The sequence below is a fragment of the Streptomyces sp. NPDC042371 genome, from assembly GCF_056437465.1.
On the sequence record NZ_JBWKAP010000003.1, the window covers coordinates 175,504 to 190,418 of the forward strand.

The window sequence follows — 14,915 nt, forward strand, 5'->3', positions numbered from 1 at the left end:
CGGCCATCTACTCTCCGTGATCGTGAAAGTCGTCGGAAAGCCGGGAAAATCCGGGTTTTCGGGAGTCTTGATCACGGGAAGTACACGGGGTGGCGCCCGTGAAGCGCGACATTCGGACCGTGTACGGTCCCGATCGCCATCCAACCCGACGCCTCTTCAGAGGTGCGGTTGGGTGTCGATTGAGTAACAGACCTTGATGTGAGGCAAAATCTCCGCCTCAGGTCGGGCACAAGTCCGGCCTCTCACGCGTTACGTGCGCTGGAGACACCCGCAGACACCCAGAGGGGGAGAGCGACATGGCAACGGACTACGACACCCCACGTAAGACCGACGATGACGTCAACGAGGACAGCATCGAGGAACTCAAGGCACGGCGGAACGACAAGTCGACCTCAGCGGTCGACGTCGACGAGTTCGAGGCCGCAGAGGGCCTCGAGCTGCCCGGCGCCGACCTTTCGAACGAGGAGCTCGCGGTCCGCGTGCTCCCGAAGCAGCAGGACGAGTTCACCTGCATGAGCTGCTTCCTGGTGCACCACCGCAGCCAGCTGGCCAAGGAGAAGAACGGCCAGCCGATCTGCCGCGACTGCGACTGAGGCGGGGTCGGCCGTGACTGGCTCGACCCCGTTCCGGAAGCGCCGCTTCCGCAAGCGCGGAGCGGACGAAGCCGGCGTCCCGGACGCCGGCGCACGTGACGACGGGCGAGGCTCTTCCGTAGACGGAGCAGCCTCGCTCGAACCGGCGAACACCCTTGAGGTGGTGCCGGACGCGACGGCGGCCGACAAGGCCCCCAGGACCCCTTGGAGCGCCATTGAGGCCGGGTCCAGGGGCAGCCGTGTTGCCGCCGTCACGCACGGGGTGAAGGAAGGCGTGCGTAAGGGCGGGCGCGGCGCCAAGGCCGGTATCGGATATCTCGCCGACCGGCTCATCGAGAACGCCCCGCGGATCCCGGTCCGCGACCTCGCGACCCTCCGCAAGCAGTTCCCGGGCCTCGGCCCCGAGCAGCTCGCGGACAAGCTCATCGCGGGCGCCGCCAACGCCACGTCCACCGTGGGCGCGGGAGTCGGCGCCGCCGCGATGATGCCGGTGCCGCCCGCGATGCCCGCCGAGCTCGCGGCGGAGATCACCGGCGTCGCCGCCATCGAACTGAAGCTGATCGCCGAGCTGCACGAGGTCTTCGGCCTGCGGCCGGAAGGCAACCTCAAGCAGCGCAGCACCGCCTATCTGAACTCCTGGTCGCAGGAGCGCGGCATCGAGGTCACCAAACCGGCGACCCTCAACGCCGCGCTGGGCGGCCAGATGAAGCGCGAGCTGCGGCAGCAGATCATGAAGCGGATGGTCCGGAACCTGCCGAACCTGATGCCCTTCATGGTCGGCGCCGCGGTCGGAGCGGTCATGAACCGCCGGGACACCAAGAAGCTCGCCGGCCGCATCCGGCAGGACCTGAGCAAGAACCAGGTGCCGTGGGACGAGCTGCCCGAGCTGCCGCCCCTGGAGAAGCCCGCCGACCCGCTGCGCATGGGGGAGATCCCCAAGGAGCTGGGCCGCTGAGCTACGCGGCGCTCTCTCGCACCGCGTCCAGAGCCGCCGCCAGAGCCTCGGGGTTGCGCGTCGAGACGTACACGTACGGAGTCGGGTCCTCGGGATCCGTGATGTCCACGCGCAGGGCCGTGGGGATGTAGGCGCGCAGCAGCATGTACGCCCGCGGGTCGGCCTTGTACGAGCGCCAGGCGCGCGTCTCCTCGCCCGTCAGGACCTCCGCGTCACCCAGGGCGGACACCGGGATCTTCGCGTCGCCCGCGACCAGCGAGCCCGCCACCACGCGGATCCGCACGGCGCCGTAGGCGCTGGTGACGACCGCGGCGACGGCCGTGCCGCCGACCAGACCGCCGAGGAGCGGCAGGGTGCCGAACGGCAGCAGGATCAGGGCCATCGCGACGCCCACCAGGACCGAGGCGAACCACCACGAACGGGGCGCGGTGAGGCGTTCTTCGTAAGGCTGCATGGAACCAAGCTTGGCACGGTGCGGTGACCGCGCTGACGCGGAGGTAAGGTCTGCGCCTGTGAGTGGTACATCTGCAGCTCTGACGCCCCCGGCCGACGCCATAGCGCCCGTCCGCCACCCCGACGCACCCGCCCCCGGCGAGCTCATCGGTGCTCACTACGAGCACTGTTTCGGCTGTGGCGAGGGACAGGCGCACGGGCTGCACCTCGCGGCGCGGGCCGGTGAGGGCGTGGCGGTGACCGCCGAGTTCACCGTGCGCGAGGCGCACCAGGGCGCCCCGGGCCTCGCCCACGGCGGGGTCCTCGCCACCGCGCTCGACGAGACGCTGGGCTCCCTGAACTGGCTGCTGCGCGTGATCGCCGTGACCGGACGCCTCGAGACCGACTTCGTGCGGCCCGTTCCACTGGGCACCGTGCTGTTCCTGGAGGCCGAGGTCACCGCCGTCGCGGGGCGGAAGATCTACTCGACCGCCACCGGGCGCATCGGCGGCCCCGAAGGCCCCGTCGCGGTCCGTGCCGACGCCCTCTTCATCGAGGTGAAGGTCGAGCACTTCATTGACAACGGCCGCCCGGAGGAGATCCAGGCGGCCATGAACAACCCGGACCAGATCAGGCGCGCCCGCGCCTTCGAGGTGAATCCCTGATGCCCTTCCAGGAGCTGGACGTACTCATCAGGCGCGTCGACCCCGAGGTGCCGCTGCCCGCGTACGCGCAGCCCGGTGACGCGGGTGCCGATCTGCGGACGACGGAATCCTGTGAACTGGCGCCCGGTGAGCGGGTGGTTCTGCCCACCGGGGTGTCGATCGCCCTCCCGGAGGGGTACGCGGCCTTCGTGCACCCCCGTTCGGGGCTCGCGGCCCGCTGCGGTGTCGCCCTGGTGAATGCCCCGGGGACGGTGGATGCCGGGTACCGTGGGGAGATCAAGGTGATCGTGGTGAATCTCGACCCGCGCGAGGCCGTGCGGTTCGAGCGTTTCGACCGGATTGCCCAACTGGTCGTCCAGCAGGTCGAGAAGGTCCGCTTCCAGGAGGTTGCGGAGCTTCCCGTATCGGCGCGGGCCGAGGGGGGCTTCGGGTCCACCGGCGGCCATGCCGCCGTGGGCAGCGGTCCGGGCATCGGCCCGGGCGAACAAACGGGTGGGAATCGATACGCATCGGTCGTATCCGACCGGGAAGGACAGTGACGTGTTCGGACGTCGCAAGAAGGACAGTGCCGCCGAGGACGCGGCGGGCGCGGACGAGCAGGTCGTCGACGGCGAGTCCGCCGAGTCCGCTGACTCCGGCGCCGCACGGTCGCGCGTGAGGCTCGAGCCCGAGCCCCGCCCCGACGGTCCCTGGGACCTCGCGGAGGTCCGTGAGCCCGGCGAGGGCCGGGTGGACCTCGGCGGGCTCTTCGTGCCGGGCGTCGAGGGCATGGAGCTGCGGGTGGAGGTCGCGGGCGACGCGATCGTCGCGGCCACCGTCGTGCTCCAGGACAGCGCCATCCAGCTGCAGGGCTTCGCCGCCCCCAAGAAGGAGGGCATCTGGGGCGAGGTCCGCGAGGAGATCGCCTCGGGCATCACCCAGCAGGGCGGTGTCATCGACGAGGTCGAGGGCGCTCTCGGCTGGGAGCTGCGCGCCCAGGTGCCGGTGCAGCTGCCGGACGGCACGGGTGGCGTGCAGGTCGTGCGCTTCATCGGCGTCGACGGGCCGCGCTGGTTCCTGCGCGGTGTGATCTCCGGCCAGGGTGCGGTGCAGCCGCAGGCCGCGGGTCTGCTCGAGCAGATCTTCCGGGACACCGTCGTCGTGCGCGGCGAGGGCCCGATGGCGCCGCGCGACCCGATCGTCCTGAAGCTGCCGGACGACGCGCAGATGGTCGCCGAGGGCGTCCAGCAGGAGCAGCAGGAGGGCTCGCGCTTCTCGGGCGGCATGGGGCAGCTCCAGCGCGGCCCCGAGATCACCGAGGTGCGCTGACCCTCCGGGTGTCGCCCGCGGCGCGCTGACCGCGCCTCAACTGCTCTGTGGCCCGTGGTGGTTCCGGTTCGTCCGGACCGTTGCGGGCCACATTTGCGTGCGCCCATCCTGTGCCGGTCACTCGGGGGGAGACCGGTGCGGTGAGGCGACGGCGGTTGCCCGCGGCGGTGCGGGGAAGCAGGCCGCACGGGCTGGTGCTGGGCGCGGCCGGGCTCGCCGTGCTGCTCGCCGCCACGGTGCTCGCCGCGCTGGCGGCGCTCTCCGAGAAGGCCGTCGAGGGCGGGGTCCAGCGCAGGCTCGCCGCGGACCGTGAGGCTGTCGTCGAGGTCGCGGGCTCCTACCGGGCGCACGGCGCCGGGGAGTTGGCCGATGACGTACGCGCCGCGCTCGACCGTGCGGGGCGATGCGGCGGGCGGCGTCACGCTCTCCCTGGTGTACGCCTCCGACGCCCCGCCGAAGGCCGCGTACGTCGCAGGGAGGGCGCCCCGGAAGCGCGGCCAGGTGGTGGAGCTCGCCGTGTCCGAGCGGACGCGTGACGCGCTCGGCCTGCGGGTCGGGCAGCGGATCGGGCTGCAGGGCGGCGCACTGACGAACGTCCGGGCCGAGGGCCGGGTCGTCGGGGTCTTCCGGGCCGGGGCGCGGCGGACGGCGAGCGGCTGTGGAGCGAGCAGCCCCTGCTGGTGCGCCTGCCCGGCGTGGCGGGCGCCGCCCCGGACGCCGGTGCGCTCGTCGCGCCCCGTGGCGTCGAGGTCCTGCAGAACCAGGCGGACGCCGAGCTCAGCGTCGAATGGAACATGCGGCTCCATCTGACGGAAGAGGTCGCGGGCCGCTTCCTCGGGGAGGCCGGGGCACGGCGGTTCCAGCGGATCATGGCCCGCTATCCGTCCGCCGCCGAGGAGGCCTTCTGCGACTTCGAGTCGTACGGCGGGGAGTGGTGCGTCCTCGGCGCCCACCCGGCGACGGAGCTGACGAGCGACACCGAACTGACCGAGGTCTTCGAGGAGTTCCGGCACCGGTGGCGGCAGGCGGGCGTCGTGATGTCGTTCGCACCGGCCTCGCTGCTCGGCGTGGGGCTCGCCGCCGTCGTCGTGACCTCGCTTTTTGTCGTACGCCGACGGCTCGACGGGGACCGGCTGCGGCGGGCGCGCGGGGCGTCGGCCACCGGGCTAGCCCTGGGGCGTGCGGTGGAGAGCGCGCCCGCCGTGGTGCTCGGGTTGGGCCTCGGCTGCCGCGGCCGCGGCGGCGGTGCCGGGGAGCTCACCCGCGTACGGCAAAGGACTGGCCGTCGCCCTCCTGTGCTGGCTGCCGCTGCCCGTCCTCACCTGGGCCGCGGTGCGGGACCGGGCCGTACTGCGGGAGCGGGCGCCGCGCGGCGCGGGGCGCAGGCTGGTGGTGGAGGCGCTGGTGCTGCTGCTCGCCGCCGGTGGTCTCCTGGCGCTGCGGACCCGGGGCACGGAAGGCGCGGCGGGACCGGATCCGCTGCTCGCCGCGCTGCACCTGCTGCAGCTCCTGCCCCTGGTGCTGGCCGCCGTCGCGGGCGGCGTCGCGCTGGGCCTGGTGCTGCCCTCGCTGCTCGGACCCGCCCTCGACCTGCGGGAGTTCACCGGCGGACCCGCCGCGCCCGACGGGCACGTGGACGCGCTGTTCACCGCTGCCCTGGGCGCGGGACTCCGTCTCCTGGTCGCCCTTGCGGTGGGCGTGGAGACCTGGCTCGGGCGGCGCCGGGGGCTCGGCGCCGTCCTGCGACTCGGGAGAGCGGATGAGCACTGAACTGGCCGATCTGGAGGCGCGGGCCCGCGCCGCGGGGCGTCCCGCGGCCGACGAGGGCCTGGTCGTCTGCGACAACCTCGTCCGCGTCTACCGCACCGAGGAGGTCGAGGTGCAGGCGGCGCGCGAAGGTCGCGGGACACGACCTGCTCGCGATGGGGCGCCGCGAACGCCTCGGCTACCGCAGAAGCACGGTGGGCTTCGTCTGGCAGCAGACCGGCCGCGATCTGCTGCCCCATCTGACCGCCCTGGAGAACGTCGCGCTGCCGATGAAGTACACGCGCGTGCACCGCCGTTCGCGCCAGGAGAGGGCCGCCGAACTGCTCGGCGTACTCGGTGTCGCGCACTGCCGCGACCGGCGGCCCGACGAGCCCACGGGGGAGCTGGACACGGCGAGTGGCGAGGACGTCTTCGCGGCCCTGCGCCGCGCCGACGAGGAGCTCGGCGCGACGGTCCTGGTCGTGACGCACGACCCCCTCGGAGACGCTCCGTGAGCACGGCGGCACCGGCGAGGAGTTCACGGTTCTGGACAAGGCGGGACGGCTGCAGCTGCCGGGGGAGTACGTGGAGCGGTACGGGCTGCGGGGGCGCGTACGGCTGACGGCCGAGCCGGACCACGTGGGGGTGTGGCCCGATACGTCTGGGCCCGGGGCCGAGACGCCCGACGCTTCGGGCACCCCTGAGCAGGATCTCTAACTTCACGCCTTGACGGAAGCCTGGTCCGTACCTATGGTCACGGGCCAACGCGCGCGTTCAGACAGGCACTTGAAGTTCGCATACAAGAACGGATGGTCCCCCTCCATGCCCAAGTCACGCCTCTCCGTAGGAGCGGCCATGGCCTCCGTGGCCGCCGCCCTCGTCGCCGGACTCATCTCCTGGCCCGGAACCGGCAAGGCCGAGGCCGCCCCCGCCGCTGCCGCCGCCCCCAGCACCTTCGCCCACCCCGGAGTCACCGTCTCCCGGGGCCAGCTGGACTTCACCCGCGAGAAGGTCACCGCGGGCGCCCAGCCCTGGAAGTCCGCCTACGACCAGATGATGGGCAGCAAGTACGCCTCCCTCTCCCGCACCCCCAAGCCCCGCGCGGTCGTGGAGTGTGGCTCCTACTCCGACCCCGACTACGGCTGCACCGACGAGCGCGAGGACGCGACGGCCGCGTACACCACCGCCCTCGCCTGGTACATCACGCGTGACGAGCGCTACGCGAAGAAGTCCATCGAGCTGATGGACGCCTGGTCGGCCACCATCAAGGACCACACCAACAGCAACGCCCCGCTGCAGACCGGCTGGGCAGGGTCCAGCTGGCCGCGCGCCGCCGAGATCATCAAGTACACGTACGACGGGAGCTGGTCGAACTCCGGCCGCTTCGCGACGATGCTGCGCAACGTCTACCTCCCCGAGGTCATCAACGGCTCCAACTCCAACGGGAACTGGGAGCTGTCGATGATGGAGGCCGCCGTCGGAATCTCCGTCTTCCTGGAGGACAAGGCGTCGTACGACAAGGCGATGGCCACCTTCCGCACGCGCACCGCCGCCTACGTCTACCTGGCGTCCGACGGGCCGCTGCCGAAGACCGCGCCGAAGCAGAACCTCGACACCCGGGAGAAGATCGTCAAGTACTGGCAGGGTCAGGGCACCTTCACCACCGGCCTCACCCAGGAGACCTGCCGCGACTTCACCCACACCGGGTACGGCCTCTCCGCGATCTCCCACGTCGCCGAGACCAGCCGCATCCAGGGCCAGGACCTCTACTCGACGGACGTCGGCGAACGGCTGCGCCAGGGGCTCGGCTTCCAGGCCAAGTACGAGCTGGGCGAGGCGCCGCCCGCCTCCCTCTGCAAGGGCACGGTCCACCGGGGTCTCGGCCCGGTCACCGAGGTCGGCTACAACGCCCTCGCGGGCCGCCTCGGCCACACCATGACCAACACTCAGAAACTCACCGAACGGAACCGCCCCGCGGGCTCCAACAACCTCTTCGTCGCCTGGGAAACCCTGACGCACGCGGGCAATCCCGGCTGAGCCGGGACTTGTCGGGCCTTGTCGGGCCGGGTGTCAGGTGGTGATACTGGCGCCCGGCCCCCGCGCACCCGGGGGCGAAACGGGGGAGTGGTCGGTGGCAGTGGGCGCGGGGAACGCCGAGAACGACGGAAACGCCGGGCACGACGGAAACGCCGGGCACGCCGGGCACTCCGGGCACGACGGGCACGCCGGGGACATGGTCGTCGTAGAAGACCTGCATCGGACGTACGGCACCGGGGCGGCGGCCGTCCACGCCCTGCGCGGCGTCTCCTTCGCCGTCCCGCGCGGCGAGCTCGTCGCCCTGAAGGGCCGCTCCGGATCGGGCAAGACCACCCTGCTCAACCTCGTCGGCGGGCTCGACTCCCCGGACCACGGGAAGATCGCAGTGGACGACGTGGAGCTCGCGGGGCTCGGCGAGAGCGGCCTCCTGGAGCTGCGCAGGGACCGGCTCGGCTTCATCTTCCAGTCCTTCGGACTCATACCGATCCTCACCGCGGCCGAGAACGTCGGCGTGCCCCTGCGGCTCCGCAAGACCGACCCCCGCGCGCGTGAGGAGCGTGTCGCCCTCCTCCTTGCTCTCGTCGGCCTCGCCGACCACGCCAAGCAGCGGCCCGGCGAGCTCTCCGGAGGGCAGCAGCAGCGCGTCGCCATCGCCCGCGCCCTCGCCAACAAGCCCGCCCTGCTGATCGCCGACGAACCCACCGGCCAGCTGGACGCGGAGACCGGGCTCGCCGTGATGGAGCTGCTGCGCGCGGTGGTCCGCAGCGAGGGCGTCACCGCCCTGGTGGCCACGCACGACGCGGCCCTGCTCGACCTGGCCGACCGGGTCCTCGAACTGCGCGACGGCGAGATCATCACGCACTGACCAGCGCTCCTGGGCCCCGCGCCGTCGGCATCAGGGTTGTGTCAAGGAGAGCACCCCCGTACCCCCTCGTCCGTATTGCCGGAATTGTTGGCCGTAAGGTCGACGCTGCGTACACAGCAGTTTCGGGAAGACAATGGGGCCATGGCACGCGGCAAGCTTCGTATCTACCTCGGTGCGGCACCGGGCGTCGGCAAGACGTACGCGATGCTCTCCGAGGCCCACCGCCGCATCGAGCGCGGCACCGACTGCGTGGTCGCCTTCGTGGAGCACCACGACCGGCCGCGCACCGAGGTGATGCTGCACGGCCTGGAACAGGTGACCCGCAAGGACCTGGAGTACCGCGGCACGGCGTTTACCGAGATGGACGTCGACGCGGTCCTGGAGCGCGCCTCCGAGGTCGCCCTCGTCGACGAGCTCGCGCACACGAACGTCCCCGGTTCCCGCAACGCCAAGCGCTGGCAGGACGTCGAGGAGCTCCTCGCGGCGGGCATCGACGTCGTCTCCACGGTGAACATCCAGCACCTGGAGTCGCTCGGCGACGTCGTCGAGTCGATCACCGGTGTGCGGCAGAAGGAGACGGTGCCGGACGAGGTGGTGCGCCGCGCCGACCAGATCGAGCTGGTCGACATGTCGCCACAGGCGCTGCGCCGCCGCATGGCGCACGGCAACATCTACAAGTCCGACCGCATCGACGCCTCCCTCTCCAACTACTTCCGGCCCGGCAACCTCACGGCGCTGCGCGAGCTGGCGCTGCTCTGGGTCGCCGACCGCGTCGACGAGTACCTCCAGCAGTACCGGGGCGAGCACAACATCCGCTCCACCTGGCAGGCCCGCGAGCGCATCGTCGTCGGCCTGACCGGCGGGCCCGAGGGCCGCACCCTGATCAGACGCGCGTCCCGGATGGCCGCCAAGGGCTCGGGCAGCGAGATCCTCGCCGTCTACATCGCCCGCAGCGACGGCCTGACCGGCGCGTCCCCCAAGGAACTCGCCGTCCAGCGCACCCTCGTCGAAGACCTCGGCGGCACCTTCCACCACGTCATCGGCGACGACATACCGGCCGCCCTCCTCGACTTCGCACGCGGCGTCAACGCCACCCAGATCGTCCTCGGCTCCTCGCGCCGCAAGACCTGGCAGTACGTCTTCGGTCCCGGCGTCGGCGCGACCGTCGCCCGCGATTCCGGCCCCGATCTGGACGTGCACATCGTCACCCACGGAGAGGTCGCCAAGGGGCGCGGCCTGCCCGTGGCCCGTGGCGCGCGCCTCGGCCGGTCCCGGGCCATCTGGGGCTGGCTGGTCGGCGTCGCGGGGCCCGTGGCCCTGACGGTGCTGCTCACCCACATCGACACCGATCTGGGCCTCGCCAACGACATGCTGCTGTTCCTGACGCTCACGGTCGCCGCCGCGCTGGTGGGCGGGCTGGTCCCGGCGCTCGCCTCCGCGGCCGTCGGTTCGCTGCTCCTCAACTACTACTTCACGCCACCGCTGCACCTGTGGACGGTCTCCAACAACAAGAACATCGTGGCCATCGCGGTGTTCGTGGGCGTCGCCGTGTCGGTGGCCTCCGTCGTGGACCTCGCCGCCCGCCGCACCCACCAGGCCGCCAGGCTGCGCGCCGAGGCGGAGATACTCTCCTTCCTCGCAGGCAGCGTGCTGCGCGGCGAGACCAGCCTGGAAGCACTCCTCGAACGCGTCCGCGAAACCTTCGCCATGGAGTCCGTCGCCCTCCTGGAGCGCGCGGGCGACACCGACCCCTGGACCTGCGCGGGCAGCGCGGGCGACGGGCGGCCGCTGGAGCGCCCCGAGGACGCCGACGTCGACATGCCCGTCGGCGACCACATGGCGCTCGCCCTCTCCGGCCGGGTGCTGCCCGCCGAGGACCGCCGGGTCCTCGCCGCGTTCGCCGCGCAGGCCGCCGTCGTCCTGGACCGCCAGCGGCTGCAGTCCGAGGCCGACCAGGCCCGCACGCTCGCCGAGGGCAACCGCATCCGCACCGCCCTGCTCGCCGCCGTCAGCCACGACCTGCGCACCCCGCTCGCGGGCATCAAGGCGGCCGTGTCCTCGCTGCGCTCCGACGACGTGGAGTGGTCCGACGAGGACGAGGCGGAGCTCCTCGAAGGCATCGAGGCGGGCGCCGACCGGCTGGAACACCTCGTGGGCAACCTCCTCGACATGTCCCGGCTGCAGACCGGCACCGTCACCCCGCTGATCCGCGAGATCGACCTCGACGAGGTGGTTCCGATGGCGCTCGGCGGCGTACCCGACGGCAGCGCGGAGCTGGACATCCCCGAAACGCTGCCCATGGTCGCCGTCGACAAGGGCCTCCTGGAGCGGGCGGTCGCCAACATCGTCGAGAACGCCGTGAAGTACGCCCCCGACGGCGAGCCCGTCAAGGTCTCCGCGAGCGCGCTGGGCGAGCGCGTCGAGATCCGCGTAGTGGACCGCGGCCGCGGCGTCCCCGACAGTGCCAAGGACCGCATCTTCGCGCCCTTCCAGCGCTACGGTGACGCACCACGGGGTGCCGGTGTGGGCCTGGGCCTCGCCGTCGCCCGCGGCTTCGTCGAGGCGATGGGCGGCACCCTCGCCGCCGAGGACACCCCCGGCGGCGGCCTGACCATGGTCCTCACCCTGCGGGCGGCGGCCGGGCGCCCGCCGGTCCGTCCCGAGCTGTCGTCCCAGGTCACGTCGTGACCCGCAACGCAGAAGCCGTGCCCAAGAACCAGCAGTCCGAAAGGCAGGTACGCATGACCCGGGTGCTCGTGGTCGACGACGAGCCGCAGATCGTGCGCGCCCTCGTGATCAACCTGAAGGCGCGCAAGTACGAGGTGGACTCGGCCCCCGACGGCGCCACCGCGCTGCAGGTCGCCGCGGCCCGCCACCCCGACGTGATCGTGCTCGACCTCGGTCTGCCCGACATGGACGGCGTGGAGGTCATCAGGGGCCTGCGCGGCTGGACGCGTGTCCCCATCCTGGTCCTCTCCGCCCGGCACAGCTCGGACGAGAAGGTCGAGGCGCTGGACGCGGGCGCCGACGACTACGTGACCAAGCCCTTCGGGATGGACGAGCTCCTCGCCCGGCTGCGCGCCGCCGTGCGCAGGGCGGAGCCCACCGGGACGGGCGACGACGACGTGATGGTGGACACCGGCGACTTCTCCGTCGACCTGGCCGCCAAGAAGGTCAACCGCGGCGGCCGCGACGTACGCCTCACTCCCACGGAGTGGCACCTCCTGGAAGTCCTGGTGCGCAACACCGGCCGTCTCGTCAGCCAGAAGCAGCTTCTCCAGGAGGTCTGGGGGCCCTCGTACGGGACGGAGACGAACTACCTCCGCGTCTACATGGCGCAGCTGCGCCGCAAGCTGGAGACGGACCCGGCGCACCCGCGGCACTTCATCACGGAGCCCGGAATGGGATACCGGTTCGAGAAGTGACCGGATCGGTCGCTTCAGCGGGGTCCACAGCGGGTACTGAGCGGACATAAGCACAGATGAGCGCACCCCTTTCCCCCGTGTCCTCGCCCCCCGGTACGCTTCTTGCATGAGTGCTGTTTCTGGTTCCGACAAGCCGGTGGGCCGTTTCCGGCGCATGCTCGACCGGCTCTCCTCCTCCCAGGAGGACCTGGAGTCGGAGGAGCTGCGGGAGGACGCCGAGACAGCGGGCTGCGTCCGTATCGGCGACTGCCACGACCGCCAGATAGTCACCGTTACTGGTACCTTGCGCACGGTCACTCTGCGGCCACGTGCCGGGGTTCCCGCCCTGGAGGCCGAGCTGTTCGACGGCTCGGCGGCGCTGGACGTCGTGTGGCTCGGCAGGCGCTCCATCGTGGGAATCGAACCGGGGCGCAAGCTGATCGCGTCCGGCCGGATCTCGATGAGCCGGGGCCGCCGGGTGCTCTTCAACCCGAAATACGAACTCAGACCCCTCGGACGGGAGTAGCCGGTGACGTCCCTCGACAAGCCGACGGACCACGGGAGCGCGGACCAGGACGCAGATTCCAGGGCCGTGACCGAGGCAGCGCTCTTCGAAGCCTTCGGCGGTGTTCGGGGCATGGTGGAGACCGTCGTTCCCGGCCTGCTCTTCGTGACCATCTTCACGATCAACAAGGACCTGCACATGTCGGCCATCGCGGCCCTCGCGGTGTCCCTGGTGCTCGTCGTGATCCGGCTGGTCATGAAGGACACCGTCAAGCACGCCTTCAGCGGCGTCTTCGGCGTCGCCTTCGGTGTGGTCTTCGCGATGATGACCGGCAACGCCAAGGACTTCTACCTGCCGGGCATGCTCTACACCCTCGGCCTCGCCCTGGCGTACATGATCACGACCCTCGCGGGCGTGCCACTGATCGGCCTCATCCTCGGCCCGGTCTTCAAGGAGAACCTCTCCTGGCGCACCCGCAACCCGGGCCGCAAGAAGGCGTACGCGAAGGCCAGTTGGGCCTGGGGCCTGATCCTGCTCGCCAAGTGCGCGATCCTCTTCCCGCTGTACTGGTGGGCGGACACCACGCAGTTCGGCTGGGTCCTGATCGCCCTGAAGATCCCGCCCTTCCTGCTCGCCGTCTATCTGACCTGGGTCTTCCTGGCGAAGGCCCCGCCGCCCATCGACGTCTTCGCGGAGATGGAAGCGGCGGAGAAGGCGGAGGAGGAGCGCAAGGCGGAGCGGGAGCGCGAGCGCCGCGACGCCTGAGAGCGCGTCCCGAAGGGGCGGCTCAGGGGCGCGGGGGACTGCGCGCCCAGCCACGACGGAGCGGCACTGTGATGGCAACGACGAAGGGGCACCCGGAAGATTCCGGGTGCCCCTTCATCGCTGTTCGCCGGGGCGGTCTCAGCCCACCGCATCCTCGCGACGCACCGAGAGCAGGTCCTCGAGCTGCTCCTCGCGGGCCTGGGCCGCCACGAAGAGGAGCTCGTCACCCGCCTCCAGGGAGTCGTCCGCGGTCGGCGCGAGGACGCGCGTGCCGCGGATGATCGTGACCAGCGAGGTGTCCTCGGGCCACAGGACGTCGCCCACCTGCGTGCCCGCGAGGGCGGACTCGGGCGGCAGCGTCAGCTCCACGAGGTTCGCGTCGCCGTGGCTGAAGCGGAGCAGGCGCACGAGGTCGCCGACGCTCACCGCCTCCTCGACGAGCGCGGACATCAGACGCGGCGTGGAGACCGCGACGTCGACGCCCCAGGACTCGTTGAAGAGCCACTCGTTCTTGGGGTTGTTCACGCGGGCGACGACCCTCGGGACGCCGTACTCGGTCTTGGCGAGCAGCGAGACGACCAGGTTGACCTTGTCGTCGCCGGTCGCGGCGATCACCACGTTGCAGCGCTGCAGCGCGGCCTCGTCGAGAGAGGTGATCTCGCAGGCGTCGGCGAGCAGCCACTCGGCCTGCGGAACGCGCTCGACCGAGATGGCGGTCGGCGCCTTGTCGATGAGAAGGACCTCGTGGCCGTTCTCCAGGAGCTCACCGGCGATGGAACGTCCCACCGCGCCGGCTCCGGCAATGGCGACCCTCATCAGTGACCGCCCTCCTCAGGGCCTTCGGCGAACGCGGCTTCGACCTTGTCGACCTGGTCGGTGCGCATCATGACGTGCACCAGGTCGCCTTCTTGCAGGACCGTCTGAGAGGTCGGCAGGACCGCCTCGCCCAGCCGGGTGAGGAAGGCCACGCGCACGCCGGTCTCCTCCTGGAGCTGGCTGATCTTGTGTCCGATCCACGCCGCCGACGCGTGCACCTCGGCGAGCTGCACGCCGCCGGTGGGATCGCGCCACAGCGGCTCGGCGCCGGACGGCAGCAGCCGCCGCAGCATCTGGTCGGCGGTCCAGCGGACCGTGGCGACCGTCGGGATGCCCAGGCGCTGGTAGACCTCGGCGCGGCGCGGGTCGTAGATGCGGGCCGCGACGTTCTCGATGCCGAACATCTCGCGGGCCACGCGCGCGGCGATGATGTTCGAGTTGTCGCCGCTGGAGACGGCCGCGAAGGCGCCCGCCTCCTCGATACCGGCCTCGCGCAGGGTGTCCTGGTCGAAGCCGACGCCGGTGACGCGGCGGCCGCCGAACCCGGACCCGAGGCGGCGGAAGGCTGTGGGGTCCTGGTCGACGACGGCGACCGTGTGCCCCTGTTGTTCCAGGTTCTGGGCGAGAGCGGAGCCGACTCTCCCGCAGCCCATGATGACGATGTGCACCTGTCCTTTACCCCGCACTCCTGGTCATCCCGCTGACCTGCGAAAACATCGTGCTCACTCTTCTCTCTCACTCTGCCGGGCAACCACGGGGCAACAGCGTGCGGCGTTGCCAAGAGACGAGCTTAAGCCGCAACGGGCCCCTTGCACTCATCCGCG

17 protein-coding genes and 1 pseudogene are annotated in these 14,915 nt (G+C 71.3%); 14 read left to right on the forward strand and 4 right to left on the reverse strand.

The window, feature by feature from the left end:
* Positions 1-296 precede the first annotated feature (296 nt).
* Both AC068B_RS10420 and AC068B_RS10425 read left to right on the forward strand, forming a co-directional pair.
* Positions 297-593 carry a DUF4193 domain-containing protein gene (locus AC068B_RS10420; RefSeq protein WP_055563079.1) on the forward strand — a complete coding sequence of 99 codons (297 nt, stop codon included), beginning with the start codon at positions 297-299 and terminating at the stop codon, positions 591-593.
* Positions 594-606: 13 nt separating this feature from the next.
* A complete protein-coding gene (locus tag AC068B_RS10425) occupies positions 607-1,548 on the forward strand; it encodes a hypothetical protein (RefSeq protein ID WP_478670502.1) in 942 nt (313 codons plus the stop codon).
* A gap of 1 nt (position 1,549) precedes the next feature.
* Here AC068B_RS10425 and AC068B_RS10430 read toward each other — a convergent pair whose 3' ends face one another.
* Positions 1,550-2,002, reverse strand: coding sequence for a DUF3093 domain-containing protein (locus AC068B_RS10430; protein ID WP_468567525.1), 453 nt, complete (start codon positions 2,000-2,002; stop codon positions 1,550-1,552).
* 58 nt (positions 2,003-2,060) lie between these two features.
* Here AC068B_RS10430 and AC068B_RS10435 point away from each other — a divergent pair, with 58 nt between their 5' ends.
* From AC068B_RS10435 to AC068B_RS10450, 4 genes are all read left to right on the forward strand, one after another.
* On the forward strand, positions 2,061-2,645 hold the full coding sequence (locus AC068B_RS10435) for a PaaI family thioesterase (protein WP_356249842.1): 585 nt from the start codon (positions 2,061-2,063) through the stop codon (positions 2,643-2,645).
* Positions 2,645-3,184, forward strand: coding sequence for a dUTP diphosphatase (dut, locus tag AC068B_RS10440; RefSeq protein ID WP_468567523.1), 540 nt, complete (start codon positions 2,645-2,647; stop codon positions 3,182-3,184). The genes AC068B_RS10435 and dut overlap by 1 nt, the downstream gene beginning before the upstream one ends.
* Before the next feature lies 1 nt (position 3,185).
* On the forward strand, positions 3,186-3,953 hold the full coding sequence (locus AC068B_RS10445; protein ID WP_478670505.1) for a DUF3710 domain-containing protein: 768 nt from the start codon (positions 3,186-3,188) through the stop codon (positions 3,951-3,953).
* A gap of 140 nt (positions 3,954-4,093) precedes the next feature.
* The gene (locus AC068B_RS10450; protein WP_478670506.1) at positions 4,094-4,489 is read left to right on the forward strand and encodes a hypothetical protein; all 396 of its coding nucleotides are present in this window, start codon (positions 4,094-4,096) and stop codon (positions 4,487-4,489) included.
* A 341-nt stretch (positions 4,490-4,830) separates the two neighbouring features.
* Here the strand turns inward: AC068B_RS10450 and AC068B_RS10455 are convergent, their stop codons facing one another.
* Positions 4,831-5,115 (reverse strand): hypothetical protein, encoded by a 285-nt coding sequence (locus tag AC068B_RS10455; RefSeq protein WP_478670507.1) that lies wholly within the window; start codon positions 5,113-5,115, stop codon positions 4,831-4,833.
* Between the two features lie 17 nt (positions 5,116-5,132).
* On the opposite strand from AC068B_RS10455, the gene AC068B_RS10460 reads away from it, so the two are divergent.
* The 8 genes and pseudogenes from AC068B_RS10460 to AC068B_RS10495 all read left to right on the forward strand — a co-directional run bounded on the left by AC068B_RS10460 (position 5,133) and on the right by AC068B_RS10495 (position 13,275).
* Positions 5,133-5,723, forward strand: a complete 591-nt coding sequence (locus tag AC068B_RS10460) for a hypothetical protein (RefSeq protein ID WP_478670509.1) — start codon at positions 5,133-5,135, stop codon at positions 5,721-5,723.
* Positions 5,713-6,416 (forward strand): annotated as a pseudogene (locus AC068B_RS10465) (ABC transporter ATP-binding protein). Before AC068B_RS10460 ends, AC068B_RS10465 begins: the two are co-directional and overlap by 11 nt.
* A gap of 105 nt (positions 6,417-6,521) precedes the next feature.
* On the forward strand, positions 6,522-7,736 hold the full coding sequence (locus AC068B_RS10470) for an alginate lyase family protein (RefSeq protein ID WP_478670511.1): 1,215 nt from the start codon (positions 6,522-6,524) through the stop codon (positions 7,734-7,736).
* A 196-nt stretch (positions 7,737-7,932) separates the two neighbouring features.
* The gene (locus AC068B_RS10475) at positions 7,933-8,601 is read left to right on the forward strand and encodes an ABC transporter ATP-binding protein (RefSeq protein WP_478671256.1); all 669 of its coding nucleotides are present in this window, start codon (positions 7,933-7,935) and stop codon (positions 8,599-8,601) included.
* A gap of 141 nt (positions 8,602-8,742) precedes the next feature.
* Positions 8,743-11,289: an ATP-binding protein gene (locus AC068B_RS10480; protein ID WP_478670512.1), complete on the forward strand. Its 2,547-nt coding sequence runs from the start codon at positions 8,743-8,745 to the stop codon at positions 11,287-11,289.
* A gap of 53 nt (positions 11,290-11,342) precedes the next feature.
* Complete coding sequence (locus tag AC068B_RS10485) at positions 11,343-12,026, forward strand: response regulator (protein WP_356250180.1); 684 nt, start codon at positions 11,343-11,345, stop codon at positions 12,024-12,026.
* A 106-nt stretch (positions 12,027-12,132) separates the two neighbouring features.
* Complete coding sequence (locus AC068B_RS10490; RefSeq protein WP_478670514.1) at positions 12,133-12,531, forward strand: OB-fold nucleic acid binding domain-containing protein; 399 nt, start codon at positions 12,133-12,135, stop codon at positions 12,529-12,531.
* Between the two features lie 3 nt (positions 12,532-12,534).
* On the forward strand, positions 12,535-13,275 hold the full coding sequence (locus AC068B_RS10495; protein WP_356249826.1) for a DUF3159 domain-containing protein: 741 nt from the start codon (positions 12,535-12,537) through the stop codon (positions 13,273-13,275).
* Between the two features lie 138 nt (positions 13,276-13,413).
* On the opposite strand, the gene AC068B_RS10500 is transcribed toward AC068B_RS10495, so the two are convergent.
* Together AC068B_RS10500 and AC068B_RS10505 are read right to left on the reverse strand one after the other, a co-directional pair.
* Positions 13,414-14,091 (reverse strand): potassium channel family protein, encoded by a 678-nt coding sequence (locus tag AC068B_RS10500; protein ID WP_356249824.1) that lies wholly within the window; start codon positions 14,089-14,091, stop codon positions 13,414-13,416.
* On the reverse strand, positions 14,091-14,759 hold the full coding sequence (locus AC068B_RS10505) for a potassium channel family protein (protein ID WP_356249822.1): 669 nt from the start codon (positions 14,757-14,759) through the stop codon (positions 14,091-14,093). Before AC068B_RS10505 ends, AC068B_RS10500 begins: the two co-directional genes overlap by 1 nt.
* Positions 14,760-14,915: the final 156 nt, after the last annotated feature.

Coding starts and splice junctions, on each gene's coding strand:
- AC068B_RS10420 (WP_055563079.1), top strand. CDS start 297: ATGGCAACGGACTACGACACCCCACGTAAGACCGACGATGACGTCAAC.
- AC068B_RS10430 (WP_468567525.1), bottom strand. CDS start 2,002: ATGCAGCCTTACGAAGAACGCCTCACCGCGCCCCGTTCGTGGTGGTTC.
- dut (WP_468567523.1), top strand. CDS start 2,645: ATGCCCTTCCAGGAGCTGGACGTACTCATCAGGCGCGTCGACCCCGAG.
- AC068B_RS10470 (WP_478670511.1), top strand. CDS start 6,522: ATGCCCAAGTCACGCCTCTCCGTAGGAGCGGCCATGGCCTCCGTGGCC.
- AC068B_RS10475 (WP_478671256.1), top strand. CDS start 7,933: ATGGTCGTCGTAGAAGACCTGCATCGGACGTACGGCACCGGGGCGGCG.
- AC068B_RS10480 (WP_478670512.1), top strand. CDS start 8,743: ATGGCACGCGGCAAGCTTCGTATCTACCTCGGTGCGGCACCGGGCGTC.
- AC068B_RS10485 (WP_356250180.1), top strand. CDS start 11,343: ATGACCCGGGTGCTCGTGGTCGACGACGAGCCGCAGATCGTGCGCGCC.
- AC068B_RS10490 (WP_478670514.1), top strand. CDS start 12,133: ATGAGTGCTGTTTCTGGTTCCGACAAGCCGGTGGGCCGTTTCCGGCGC.
- AC068B_RS10500 (WP_356249824.1), bottom strand. CDS start 14,091: ATGAGGGTCGCCATTGCCGGAGCCGGCGCGGTGGGACGTTCCATCGCC.